Here is a 12,558-nt window from a genome sequence, read left to right as displayed (position 1 = left end):
TCATAAATACATTATTATGGTCTATTTTCTTTATACCCTTTAAAAGAATTTATAGTATTATTAGCTTTGATGAAGAGTATTTACTTTTCATTTTTTATTTAACTTTTTAAAATTTACGCATTATAATTTTAACGAATCAAAACTACTTTTAATCACCTTTTAGAAGATTCAACTCATTTTTAATCTTCCCATAGTTCTTTCATCAATTCATCGATTTCGTCTGACAGTCGCTGCCGTTCTTGATCATCCTTCTCGATATGACCATACTCATCCATCCAGATGACATCGCCGGACAACACTGTCATCGGGAAACGGGAAATCAAGATGTCGCGCATCCCATCGTCGAACTCGACGACGACCCACTTCCCCTCAATCCGGTCGATGATTCCTTTACGTTTCGTCATTTCGACTTCTTGATCGTGTAGGACGATCCATTCCCTTCGAAGACGATTGTGCCACTCTTATCCGTCCGTAGCATCGTCGCCTTCGCACGCTTCAAGTTCGTCACGACTTCCTTCGTCGGATGTCCATAAGCATTCTTCCCGACACTGATGACGGCGTACTTCGGTTTAACGTACTTGAGGAACGTCGCGCTTGTTGAGGTCTTCGCCCCATGATGCCCGACCTTGAGGACGTCCGCACGCAGCGCCTTCTTCTTCGCGATCATGTCTTGCTCCGACTTCAATTCCGCGTCTCCCGTGAACAGAAACGTGTTCTTCTTGTAGGCGACGTGTAAGACCGCGCTCCAGTTGTTCAGATCACTCTTCGCATAGTCTTTGACCGGTCCGACGAACTGCGCCTTCACTCCTTTGACCGGAAGCGAGACGCCAGCCTTTGCCGTCTTGATCGTCAGCTTCTCGCGCTTAACCGCCAACAAGAAATCCTTGTAGGCTTGCGTCGTGTGCTTGACCTTCGGTGCATAGACGCTCTTGACCTTAAATGAGTCGAGGACTTCATCAAGCCCCCCGATATGATCGGCATCCGGATGCGTCGAGATCAACATTTCGATGTCACCGACCTTCTGCTTCTTCAGATAGGCAACGAGTTCATCGCCCTTCCCCTTGTTGCCGCCATCGATGACGATGTCCTCACCACTCGGCATCTTGATGTAGATCGCATCGCCCTGACCAACATCGATATAGTGAACCTTGATTTTTGGTGTCGCTGCCTCTGCACCTTGTTGTGGTCCAATGAGTAACCCAACACTTGCGAGCGCTAAGCTGGCACCCATCCATTTTCGTTTCATCTTTCATCGCTCCATTCCTGATTTGTAAGTTATCTTCAGTATACAGTGAATACCAGGAGAAAGTTGGTTATATTTCCCATCCTTCTATTTTTATTGATAGGTTAGTTTATATGTAAGTCCATACAAAAAAACAGACCTTAACGGGTCTGCTTGTTAAAGTGTGTCTGCATGAAGTCTGTCAATCGATCGACATCGATGAACCATGTCACATGCTCAATCGATCCTTCTACTTCTCGCACGAATCGAAGCTGGGCATCGATCAATGTCACCTTATCTGGTATCTGTTGTATCTGTTTCCCCTTCGCTTGCTCCATGACCTCAAACATCTCTACTATATTCATGTACTCCACCCCTAACCGATTTGTTAAGCACAGCATAGAATGATTTAAGCGTCTGTACGAACTACCTTAGATAAGATAAGCGAAGTGATACGTAAGATAACTGAGTCGTTACGAAACAATGCACGATTGATTTTTCACGCATAAAAAAAGAAACGACCTTTTTAAAATCTTTTCTGTCATAAAAATGATCATTCTTATTACGCATATCGAATCAATAGAGATAAATAAGTACACCTACGATCAGAATGAGCGGAACCAAAAGCATTTTACCTGTCCTGCTCAAAAAGTTCTTCTTTTCTTTTGTAAACAAGAAATCGATCAATAAGAAAAGTCCGAATGCAATCGGAACGAGGTAGAGTAGAGGGACATTTGTAAGTGCTGCACCTAATACATTGGTCGATCCGTCAAATTTCATATGTAGTTTCTCCTTTTTAGATATCCTCGCATACGACATATCATTCACGACCGAAGCATTAACAACGATCTCATACGCGGACAATAATCTTTCCTTCAGTATGCCATTCCTTCCTCTACATCCTAACCTTTTATTTTCCTTTTTATAATTCTATGGAACGCTCCGTGTCCTCCGTCGCAAGGAACAGGAACGTAGAGATGCCTCGCGCAGGCGAGACGCAGCTCTCGTTATCGGTCCGGCAGGAGGGTAGCGGTGCGATGAGGATGTTGCTGCGTGCAGCCTACAGCCTCACGCATGAGCCCGAAAATTCTTCTTGTGTTGTACATCCAGTAGAAAGAGCATCACTACCTATCTACAGGAGGAATAATTCACTTCAATCAGCTATCTCTTCTTGAACCTTCGTACACTCCACTACTGTCTCACTACTGCATCCTCCATAACACCCTTCTATCTATACAGAAAAGAACAAATATACTTTCTCACCCGCAGTGGATCCATCCACTGCGGGTCTCTCATTGCCCTTGGATTCGGGACGAATCCATTCCTTACTTGCTTGCGCTCTCTCAAAAGAAAAACGACGTCGTTTTTCGTCCATGCTCTTGCGCGCGGACAGGACGGGGTTATCCCGTCCTTCTACGCTTATTGTTCCTTTACAAAACACCTTGTGCCTTCAAGCTGACGTATTCTTCTCCGGCACCGACGATGATGTGGTCGAGCAACTGAATACCGACGATGCGTCCGACCTCGACGAGCCGTTCCGTCACCTCGATGTCTTCCCGTGATGGATGCGGGTCACCGCTCGGATGCTGATGACTGACGATGAGTGATGTCGCATTGTTGAGGATGGCGGACTTGAAGATTTCTCTGGGGTGGACGACGCTCGAGTTGATGCTTCCGACGTGTGCCCGGTGGACGGCAATGACCCGGTTCTTCGTATTGAGCAGGATGACGAGGAATACCTCACGGTCATCGTCCTGGATGAAACGTTTGGCGACACAGAACGCGTCCTCGGGGGACGTGATGTGCGTCGTCTCGAGCGCAACGTCTGGGTCTCGGACCTCTTGGCGGATACGAGTGATTTCAACGAGTGTAGTCAGTTTCATGGAAAAGCTCCTTTCGTGAGTGGGATGCAGTCCGACACGGTGCCGTCCTGTTGACGGGAACGCAGCGAGCGTCGCGAGACGGCGCAAGGGTGACCGCAGGGAAAGATCAAAAAAAGCGGACAGCGCACCGGGACGAAGGCTTCCGGAGCCCGCGAGCGAAAAGCTTTGCTTTGAGCCAAAACGCGGAGGAAGACGAGGAACGGCAGCGGCTTTTTTTGATGGCCCTTGCGCCGACGAGGAGCGAGCTAGAGTACGGAAACAGGACGGCTTGCAGTCCCTTCCCATCAAACAGAGCGGTACCGCTCTGTTCCATGCTTTTATCTATGGGATCCTATCTGATTGAAAAAAAGAACACACCCTAACTCATGAAGTGAGATAGGGTATGTTCATACACAAAAAGGTAAAATATACCAAACTTCTATTAAATTCTTAATGTTTTCGCATTGATAGCGACGATGACCGTACTCAAACTCATCAAAACCGCTCCAATCGCTGGTGAAAGAATAATGCCGTATGGTGCTAAAATACCTGCAGCTAAAGGAATCGTGATGATATTGTAACCAGCTGCCCACCATAGATTCTGAATCATTTTATTATATGTTTTTTGCGATAGTTCGATGACAGATAAGACGTCCTTTGGATTACTTTTGACAAGGACAATATCAGCCGTTTCTACAGCTACATCTGTTCCACTACCAATCGCAATCCCTACATCCGCTTGTGCGAGAGCTGGTGCATCGTTAATTCCATCCCCTACCATCCCTACTTTTTTTCCTTCTGCTTGCACTTGTTTCACTTGACGTGACTTATCATCCGGTAATACTTCTGCGTACACTTGATCGATCTCAAGTTGGGAAGCGACCCACGAAGCGACTTTTTGATTATCCCCAGTCAGCATGATGGATTGAATCCCTTTCTCCTTTAATTCCTGTACAGTCTTCTTAGCTTCCTCGCGAACGAGGTCGGCAAGGGCGATCATACCGATTAATTCTGTGTCCTTTAAGACAAAGACGACCGTTTTCCCTTCTTCAGACAAATCTTCGAATGTCACTTCGTCGATTTCGAGTTGTTTGTCCCGTACGTATCGCGGACTAACGACGCGGACTTGCTTTCCTTCGACTGTTCCTTCCAATCCGATGCCTGTCATCGATCCAAATCCTGCGACCGATGGTAAATCAAGCTTTCGTCTTTGAACTTCAGTCAAGATCCCGCGAGCAAGTGGATGTTGCGACGACTGTTCGATGGCTCCTGCGAGTCGTAATACTTCTTCCTCACTTATACCTGTACTTGCCATCACATCCGTCACTCCAAAATTACCTTGCGTTAAAGTACCAGTCTTATCAAAGATAACCGCATCTAGTTTTCGTGCCTCTTCGAATTGTGTTCGATTTCGAATCAAAAGACCTCTTTTAGCGGAAAGTGCTGTAGAAACGGATACGACAAGAGGGGCTGCTAAACCAAGAGCGTGTGGACAAGAGATAACCATAACCGTTACCATGCGCTCGATTGCTGTACTAACCGAATATCCAAGTACAATCCAAATCACGAAAGTCAGAACACCCGCTCCCACCGCGAGATAAAAAAGAATTTTTGCTGCTCGATCAGCTAAGTTTTGAGTCCGTGATTTGGAAGATTGCGCTTCACTTACTAAGCCGATGACTTTTGAAAGGTAGGTGCCTTCACCAGTACCTGTCGTCTCGACTGTTAGACCACCTTCTTGATTGATAGAGCCAGCAATCACGGTGTCATTCTCCTGTTTATCTACCGGAAGTGATTCACCGGTAAGCATTGATTCGTCAATCGTTGTTGTTCCTTCGACGATTTTTCCGTCTACCGGTACCTGTTCTCCCGGCTTGATCCGAATGAGATCTCCTGCCTCTAGTTCATTGACCGGTACCTCTTCAACCTTCCCATCCTTCACTCGATGCGCCACACTCGGAAGTAACTTCACTAATTCCTGCAACGCATTTGAGGCACCCATGATTGATTTCATTTCAATCCAATGCCCTAATAACATGATGTCGATCAAGGTCGCTAACTCCCAAAAGAAATCATGTCCTTGCCCGAAACCGAATATGATAGCGACACTATAGAAATAGGCTACACTAATCGCTAATGCAATCAACATCATCATTCCAGGATTTTTTTGGCGTATTTCATTAATACTACCTTTTAGGAAGGGCCATCCCCCATAAAAGTAAACTGCAGAAGATAAGAGCAGTAAAACGAGATCGTCGTAGAGAAAATGAATATTTAATCCGGACCACTCTTGAATCATTCGTGAAAGTAATAGTATTGGTATAGTTAAAATCAAGGAAACGAAAAACCTCTTTTTGAAGTCATCAATCATATGCTCATGCCCTGCGTGGTCATGATGCGTATGCGCCGTATGATGCTGCCGCAGGTGTTTTTCCTCTTTATGATGACCAACGTGATGATGTTCCATTACTAATACCTCCTTTCGATACTGTATACCCGTATACGGTATGTATTAACGTTGAAGTTAATGAACTTAGTTTAAGGATACAAAGGCTTTTTTCTATAAAAAATATGGGGGTACAGATATTTTCAGGAAGATTAGACAGTGTACATCTGGCTTTTGTGTGTATCGCCTCTTTTAGTCTTAAAAATAAAATGACAGCACTAACCTGTAGTATGTCTGTTATTTAGCACATCTGTATATGCAGTATATTCTTTTAGCGATTCCTTATGTCATGTCGCTTCCTCGTCGGTCTCATTCCAACGATATCCTCGACCCCAAATGGTTTTTAAATGACGATCAATCGGATAATTGAGCTCTCTCAATTTTTCTCGAATCATCTTAATATGGGAATCGACTGTACGCGGATCCGATTCCGACGTGTAGGACCAAACGAATTCATAAAGTTCTAATCGATTAAACAATCGTCCGGGATGTTGTAAGAATAAGCGCATCAAAGCATGTGCCTTCGGTGTGAAGTCGATTGCTCTCCCGTCCAACAAAATCAAATCATTCATTTCATCGAACGCAAGCCCTTCATACACGACGGCATGTTTTGGTTTTCTTCTCAGTACCGAGCGAACTCTTGCTAACAGCACATCCCCATTGAATGGCTTAGTTACGTAGTCCGTCGCACCTGCATCGAGCCCTTTTATGATAGATTCCGCATCATTTAGCGCTGTAATCATAATGATCGGGATGTCTGGATGAGCATCTGTAATCTTTTTGCACACTTCGAATCCATCAAATAATGGCATCATCACATCCAATAAGATTAAATCGAAGTTCTCCTTCTTCACTTTTTCCAAAGCTTCGACGCCATCACTTGCCATATTACATACATATCCGATTGGCTCAAGATAGAGTTTCAATAACTGCCTCATTCTCACCTCATCATCTACAATCAGAATTTTAGCCACGCTTTCCACCACCTCTATACGAATTTACAATTTTTTCGATATTCCATAATGTTTTCATCTTTTTCTTCTATAATTGCTCAATAAATTATAGAAAGAAAGGGAAGTGGATTCTTGATGTCCAAAATAAAAAAGATAATTTTTACCATCGTCTATGTATCTTTTTTTGTAACGACCGTACTCCTCGTATACAGCGGATATATATTTTTCCATCCGTAACGAGATGAATTAAAGGATTGCGAACATCTACTCTTATCGTTTAATTCTTGGATAGGAGTAGATGTTCCTCCTTATATATGATTTAGACGAGGTGTTGACAGTGTTTCGCGCAGGCTAGACATGCCTCTGCACATTTTTGACAATGTTGATGGTCATGTTTTGCGCATTCACGGGCACAATTCTCACAAATTTCAATACAACTTTTAGCAAGAGTCTGAACCTGATTACTATTTCGAGAGATCGCTTGTACTAATAGACTACATACGTCTGCACAATCTCGATCTAATCGAATACAATCGGACATGGCTGCGACGTGTTCCTCCTTTAAACAAGCATCGAAACACTCATTACATGTTACAATACAATGCTGCAATACATTCAAGATTTCATTTTGTCCTACACTCATGATAAAAGTCCCCATTTCGGATTGAATTGAAGTTACATTCAAACCTTTTCCTTGAATTGTGAAGAAAAGATGAAAAAAAGACAGCTATTTTCTTAATTTACTTCTAGTTGCCCCATCATACCGTTATCTTCATGTTCAAGAATGTGACAATGGTACATGAAAAGACCTTTTTCTTTAAAAGTCATCTGAATTTTCACATGTTCTCCTGGACGTACAGCGATCGTATCCTTTAATCCATCCTTTTGATGATTGACTCTCTTCCCGTCCCGTTCAAGTACTTTGAACTGTACTCCATGGATATGGAATGGGTGTATCATGCCTCCCATCATGTCTTTTTTATTATAGATTTCCCACGTCTCTATCGCATTTTGTTTCACACGAACATCGACTCGTTTCTCATCAAACTTTTTACCATTGATTTCAACATGCTTCCCCATTCCAAATAATACGAATTTCCGATCTGCTTTCGTATCCGTGGTTTGTTCGTTCTCCCTCGTTTTCTTTAGTTGAACGTTGTTTACTCCAGTTTTCTGCTTCTCTTTTACTCTGAATGTCAAAATGTCTATATTCCCTTGTTTGAGCGAAAGCGACTCGCCAGGCTTCTTGTGGGAGAAATCAATTAAGACCTCTGCCCGCTCTCCTGGACTTAACGCAAGGTTGGTTTTCTTTTGCGCCTTTGAAACATAGCCTCCATCACCTGCAATTTGTGTGAAGGTAGAACCATCTGATAGTTTGATAGAGTAGTTCCGCGCATTCGAACCATTCACGAATCGGAGTCTTATTTGATCATACTTTACATCAAAATAAGGATGAATCGTGCCATTTACAACAAGTGTCTTCCCGAGCGTCCCGTCCGGATTCTCAGACTCTTTGTATTTCAATTGATGATCCTTTTGAAATGTACGGTCTTGAAGAATCACGGGAATGTCATTTTTCCCATAAGCCTTAGGGACAGAGAATGTGGATGAGCTGTCCGTCACGTACATAAGACCAGCTAGCCCTTTGTAGACTTGTGCTGCAGTCTCTCCCATAGGATGCGGGTGGAACCAAAGAGTTGCCTCATCCTGTTGCACTTTGAAGGTAACCTCTTTCTGCTCCCCTGCCTGTACTAATTGATGAGGACCACCATCTACTGATGACGGAACAACTAGACCGTGCCAATGGAAAGTCGTCGGCTCTGAAAGACGATTGACTGTCCGAATGGTTACCGTTTTTCCTTTCTCTAATTGGATGACCGGACCTAAATAGTTTCCGTTATATCCGAACGTCTTTGTTTGACTACCTTTTGAAAAAAATGATGTCTCTCCCTCTTGCGCTAAGACCGTATAGTGGACATTCTGCTGATCTTGATGATCCGGTTTTAACATCTGAGGTATCTTAAGTGGTTTTGTCACTTCATTGGACTGCTCCAAGTCAACTGCTGTTCCGTGTCCCATTTCCCCTTTCCCCATATCCATCATCGAGTGATTTTTTGAATCCATCATGGAACCCATTGAACGATTCCCTGTCATTGGATTACGTGTCATGAAAAAGTAAGCGCTAATTCCTCCTATTAGTAAAATAACAATCATACTTAAAGCGATGAGTAGACTCATTTTCTTCATATCGTCCATCCCTTTCCCGAACGCGCTTTTTATATTTTTAATGTAGAGAATGATTGTGAAAAATCTATTGATTTTCTATAGATAAATCAATAGATTTTTTAGAAAGTACGACAGGACTGAACTCAATGTGCAATTCAACGGTCCTCTGCAAAGTTTCTGCACATTTATATGCTACAGTCTAAAAAAGTAACACTATTTTGAAGGAGGTCTTTCACATGAAATTTCAGAAAAAGATTTTGATGACAACAATGGCAGCATCGCTCTCCCTTGCACTTGCGGCATGCGGAGGTAGTTCAGATGATTCTAAATCCGGCGGAAGTATGGATAAAAGCATGGAAGGTATGGACCATTCGACGATGGACATGTCAGGCTCTAAAGAGGTGCCCAAAGGATTGCAAGAAGCAAAAGATCCTAAGTTCAAGGTCGGTGATATGGCTATGATCAAAGAAGCGCATATGGAGGGCATGAAAGGGGCTGAAGCTAAAATTGTCGGTGCTTATGATACGACAGCTTATAGTATCTCTTATGATCCAACCGATGGCGGAAAACGTGTCACGGACCATAAGTGGATCATTCAAGAAGAAATCGTAGACGCTAAATCTTCTCCTTACAGCGTTGGTGACGAGGTCAAGGTTAATGCCAATCACATGAAAGGCATGAAGGACGCGACTGCAAAAATTGACTCGATGAAGCAGACAACTGTTTATATGATTGATTTTGAATCAACGTCAGGAGAAAAAGTCACGAATCATAAATGGGTCACAGAAGATGAATTAGCTGCAGAATAAGATTTAGGACGCATAAAAGACGCGGTCACAGCCGCGTCTTTTCTCTCTTTTATGGTATCCATTTATATCCGACGCCCCAGACCGTCTGAAAATGTTCTTCAACCGGAAAATCAAATCGCCTTAACTTGTCTCTTAGATTTCTGACATGAGAGTCGACGGTCCTTTCATCTGTCCATTCATTAGTGGACCAAATACTAGTCAACAATTCTTCGCGTGAGTAGACACGCTCTGGATTTTTTAATAGTTTGGTGAGCAAGTAAAACTCTTTCGGTGTAATCTTCACTAACTGATTGTGATAATACAGTTCATGCGAATCTTCTTTCAGAACTAACCCTGCCGATTCGATTTTTTCGCCGGACGACGCCAGTGAGCGCCTGAACAATGATTGAATCCGCGCCTTCAATTCTTCTCCATCAAATGGTTTTACGATGTAGTCATCTGCTCCCAACTGTAAGCCTCTTACGATTTCCTCTTTTCCATCTAGCGCAGTCAAGAGAATGATAGGGATGGTCGAAATCTGTCGGATGCGTTCACAGGTCTCAAATCCATCCATCTTAGGCATCATCACATCTAAGATGATTAGATCAGGCTTTTCATTTTCGAGTACGTTTAGTATTTCTCGTCCACTGTTTAACTTGATGCAACGATAATCTGCTTGAAGATAAAGCTCAAGTAACTCGAGCATTCGATTTTCATCATCCACCAGTGCAATCGTTCTCATCCTGAAATCCCCCTCAAGTCGATGACTACTTTTAAGCCATTTTCCGCATTCGTAGCTGTGATGTTTCCGTTATGTGCCTCAACAATTTCTTTCGTAATGGCAAGCCCAAGACCCGCTCCACCTGTCTCACGATTTCTTGATGAATCGACACGATAAAAACGGTCGAACAGGTACGGAAGAGTTTCTTCTTGCACGCCTCCCCCTTCATCCATGACCTCGATTCGCTGGTCATCCAATGATAAGAATACGGATTTCTGCGCAGGTGTGTATTTTAACGCATTATCTAACAAGTTAAGTAACACTTGATCGAACCTTGCGTGATCGATGTCCTTAACAATATTTTTCTTATCGGTTCTGAGTACTAACCTCACTTGTTTTTCTTCAAACTTTAACCGAACCCGTTCACTAATCTGTTTTAAAAACTGATTCAACTCGGTCGGTTCAGGATCAATTTGAAAGTGAGGTTCCTCCATGCGAGCAAGTTCGAATAAGTCTTCGATTAACACCTGTAATCTTTCGGATTCTTCGTAGATAATATCTCCAAAGCGCGACTCATCTTTCTTTAGCAATCCCGCATATCCTTTGATATAAGTGATCGGTGTTCGTAGTTCATGCGTGATGGATGTCAAAAACTGCTTCCGTGTATTTTGAATATGTTGGAGATCGACAGACAGTTTCGTGATGGCACGTGCCAAGTCGCCGACTTCATCTTTCCGGTCCGATTCCTTGATTTTCAACATCTCACCTTTACTCAATTTGACGGTCGCTTCTTTCATCGATAAAAGTGGTTTTATAATCATATAACTCAAAAAATAGACACTCCCCAACAAAAAAAGCATCAAGAGAAATAGGGAAAAAGCAACCTGTTGCTTTAGTTCTCCCATTAAATGATGGATGTATTTCGTCGGTTCTAACATGATGACTTTATTACCATTACTCGCATGACTGATTGTGACTAGAAATTTTCCGGCTCGCCAGTCTCCTTCTACAATCCCGTCTTTTTGCTGAATCCAGTTTTTTTGAAGAAAACGTCCCGCATCATTAGAGGATTCAATGATTTGATTGTTTTTCCCTACGATAATGACATCTGTCATTGCCTTTTCCTCCATCAACACCACATGGTTGATAGTTTGTTGATCAAAGTTATTGGAAAGAACATCTCGGTGGCTATTTCCCCTCTCCTGAAGGCTTTCTAATTCACTTTCTACTTGTTGATGCTCCAAAATATTGTAGACGACAGCCGAGGATAGGATAAAAATCACTAGAATACCTAAGAAATAAAAGAGTGTAATTTTAAATGATAGTTTACTCATATCGGTCCTTTCTTCTACTTTTTTCTTAAATGGAGTACAGATAGATACTCTCTTACGTACGATGAACTATCCTTTTTAAAACAAAGAATAGTCTTCACTCAATTGATACAAATAGTCCACTTTTTCTCGTCGCTCTCTTAGTAGAACCATTCCTTGAATGTTATTCCATAGATATTGTATAAAATCATAATCGGATAAGATTGCCTCTCGATTCGAATCCTTCACAAAGCCATTTAGCTCTGTGAATGTATACGTCCCATCAGACTTACGCATGTAGACGAGAGAAATCGGTCCCCGAATTTGAAATAGATGTACAATCTCCTTGATTGCTTCTTTTATAGGTGGGCTTGAGAGTACTTGGTAGGACAAAACCTTTTCTCCATAGCGTTCGAATTCTTGTCTCACGAAACAACAAATTAATTCCCCTGATCGATAATCAACATATGCATCGATCAACCCCATTTTTTCTTGTTCACCCTGTACTCGAATTGAATCAAAATCGTAAAAAAAATCGATTGATTGTACGCTAAAAAAACCTTTCTGTGGGCTTTTTTCTGCATCATAGGAAGGAATAATCGATAGATTATATTTTTTTGCATTTTCTTGATAACGGTTTAATAATTGTGACTCTTGCTTATTCATCGGAATAATCCAGCCAATATTATTTATAGCACAATAGGTAAACAAGTCATTTGCATATTCGTCGCTCGAACTTTTTAGCGTTGGCGCGAAAAATCTAAACTCAGGGAATAGTCTTTGAATCCATTTTTCTTCAGCGTATACATGAATCTGTACTTCTTCAGGCTTTTGTTGCTTAAGGTGTTCTAACACTTTCCAATTATCTTTTACACCAATAATTAGTAGATGTTTCGGAATCAAAGGTAGTCCATCTCCTTTAGAAAACATTAATGCAACTTTGTATGCGATTTTCAGACCATTTCAATTAACTTACTACTGGAACCAAATACAGGCGATTTGTACTGAAAAATTAACATCCTGGATTTTT

The 12,558-nt window shown here is 42.3% G+C and carries 13 protein-coding genes; 1 reads left to right on the top strand and 12 read right to left on the bottom strand.

All coding sequences use genetic code 11. The features are described from left to right. Positions 1–179: 179 nt before the first annotated feature. The 9 genes from EXG77_RS15885 to EXG77_RS15845 form a co-directional block, all read right to left on the bottom strand. Positions 180–404, bottom strand: coding sequence for a DUF3006 domain-containing protein (locus EXG77_RS15885; protein ID WP_035399419.1), 225 nt, complete (start codon positions 402–404; stop codon positions 180–182). Further along, positions 401–1,246, bottom strand: coding sequence for a ComEC/Rec2 family competence protein (locus EXG77_RS15880; protein WP_035399417.1), 846 nt, complete (start codon positions 1,244–1,246; stop codon positions 401–403). Before EXG77_RS15880 ends, EXG77_RS15885 begins: the two co-directional genes overlap by 4 nt. A 137-nt stretch (positions 1,247–1,383) precedes the next feature. Then, a complete protein-coding gene (locus EXG77_RS15875; protein ID WP_035399415.1) occupies positions 1,384–1,587 on the bottom strand; it encodes a hypothetical protein in 204 nt (67 codons plus the stop codon). 211 nt (positions 1,588–1,798) lie between these two features. Then, the gene (locus EXG77_RS15870; protein ID WP_035399413.1) at positions 1,799–2,002 is read right to left on the bottom strand and encodes a hypothetical protein; all 204 of its coding nucleotides are present in this window, start codon (positions 2,000–2,002) and stop codon (positions 1,799–1,801) included. 650 nt (positions 2,003–2,652) lie between these two features. Continuing rightward, the gene (locus EXG77_RS15865) at positions 2,653–3,105 is read right to left on the bottom strand and encodes a JAB domain-containing protein (RefSeq protein ID WP_035399410.1); all 453 of its coding nucleotides are present in this window, start codon (positions 3,103–3,105) and stop codon (positions 2,653–2,655) included. Between the two features lie 421 nt (positions 3,106–3,526). Beyond that, on the bottom strand, positions 3,527–5,551 hold the full coding sequence (locus EXG77_RS15860) for a copper-translocating P-type ATPase (protein ID WP_035399408.1): 2,025 nt from the start codon (positions 5,549–5,551) through the stop codon (positions 3,527–3,529). Positions 5,552–5,817: 266 nt separating this feature from the next. Continuing rightward, positions 5,818–6,504 (bottom strand): response regulator transcription factor, encoded by a 687-nt coding sequence (locus EXG77_RS15855; protein ID WP_052017233.1) that lies wholly within the window; start codon positions 6,502–6,504, stop codon positions 5,818–5,820. 298 nt (positions 6,505–6,802) lie between these two features. Continuing rightward, a complete protein-coding gene (locus tag EXG77_RS15850; protein ID WP_081637458.1) occupies positions 6,803–7,126 on the bottom strand; it encodes a four-helix bundle copper-binding protein in 324 nt (107 codons plus the stop codon). A gap of 92 nt (positions 7,127–7,218) precedes the next feature. Then, positions 7,219–8,730 (bottom strand): multicopper oxidase family protein, encoded by a 1,512-nt coding sequence (locus EXG77_RS15845; RefSeq protein WP_035399406.1) that lies wholly within the window; start codon positions 8,728–8,730, stop codon positions 7,219–7,221. 215 nt (positions 8,731–8,945) lie between these two features. Here EXG77_RS15845 and EXG77_RS15840 point away from each other — a divergent pair, with 215 nt between their 5' ends. Next, positions 8,946–9,518, top strand: a complete 573-nt coding sequence (locus tag EXG77_RS15840; protein WP_035399405.1) for a YdhK family protein — start codon at positions 8,946–8,948, stop codon at positions 9,516–9,518. A 49-nt stretch (positions 9,519–9,567) separates the two neighbouring features. Here EXG77_RS15840 and EXG77_RS15835 read toward each other — a convergent pair whose 3' ends face one another. The 3 genes from EXG77_RS15835 to EXG77_RS15825 form a co-directional block, all read right to left on the bottom strand. Further along, positions 9,568–10,239, bottom strand: a complete 672-nt coding sequence (locus tag EXG77_RS15835; RefSeq protein WP_035399402.1) for a response regulator transcription factor — start codon at positions 10,237–10,239, stop codon at positions 9,568–9,570. Further along, a complete protein-coding gene (locus EXG77_RS15830; protein ID WP_035399400.1) occupies positions 10,236–11,552 on the bottom strand; it encodes a HAMP domain-containing sensor histidine kinase in 1,317 nt (438 codons plus the stop codon). Before EXG77_RS15830 ends, EXG77_RS15835 begins: the two co-directional genes overlap by 4 nt. A gap of 75 nt (positions 11,553–11,627) precedes the next feature. Further along, positions 11,628–12,431 (bottom strand): hypothetical protein, encoded by an 804-nt coding sequence (locus EXG77_RS15825; RefSeq protein ID WP_035399398.1) that lies wholly within the window; start codon positions 12,429–12,431, stop codon positions 11,628–11,630. Positions 12,432–12,558: the final 127 nt, after the last annotated feature.

Origin of the sequence: Exiguobacterium sp. OS-77, assembly GCF_000414195.2 — a bacterium.
Classification (GTDB): Bacteria; Bacillota; Bacilli; order Exiguobacteriales; family Exiguobacteriaceae; genus Exiguobacterium_A; species Exiguobacterium_A indicum.
This window is presented reverse-complemented; position numbering and strand designations above follow the sequence as displayed.

Excerpts from the sequence above, each read along its gene's own strand:
- EXG77_RS15885 (WP_035399419.1), bottom strand. The coding sequence starts at position 404 with ATGACGAAACGTAAAGGAATCATCGACCGGATTGAGGGGAAGTGGGTC.
- EXG77_RS15880 (WP_035399417.1), bottom strand. The coding sequence starts at position 1,246 with ATGAAACGAAAATGGATGGGTGCCAGCTTAGCGCTCGCAAGTGTTGGG.
- EXG77_RS15875 (WP_035399415.1), bottom strand. The coding sequence starts at position 1,587 with ATGAATATAGTAGAGATGTTTGAGGTCATGGAGCAAGCGAAGGGGAAA.
- EXG77_RS15870 (WP_035399413.1), bottom strand. The coding sequence starts at position 2,002 with ATGAAATTTGACGGATCGACCAATGTATTAGGTGCAGCACTTACAAAT.
- EXG77_RS15865 (WP_035399410.1), bottom strand. The coding sequence starts at position 3,105 with ATGAAACTGACTACACTCGTTGAAATCACTCGTATCCGCCAAGAGGTC.
- EXG77_RS15860 (WP_035399408.1), bottom strand. The coding sequence starts at position 5,551 with ATGGAACATCATCACGTTGGTCATCATAAAGAGGAAAAACACCTGCGG.
- EXG77_RS15850 (WP_081637458.1), bottom strand. The coding sequence starts at position 7,126 with ATGAGTGTAGGACAAAATGAAATCTTGAATGTATTGCAGCATTGTATT.
- EXG77_RS15845 (WP_035399406.1), bottom strand. The coding sequence starts at position 8,730 with ATGAAGAAAATGAGTCTACTCATCGCTTTAAGTATGATTGTTATTTTA.
- EXG77_RS15840 (WP_035399405.1), top strand. The coding sequence starts at position 8,946 with ATGAAATTTCAGAAAAAGATTTTGATGACAACAATGGCAGCATCGCTC.
- EXG77_RS15835 (WP_035399402.1), bottom strand. The coding sequence starts at position 10,239 with ATGAGAACGATTGCACTGGTGGATGATGAAAATCGAATGCTCGAGTTA.
- EXG77_RS15830 (WP_035399400.1), bottom strand. The coding sequence starts at position 11,552 with ATGAGTAAACTATCATTTAAAATTACACTCTTTTATTTCTTAGGTATT.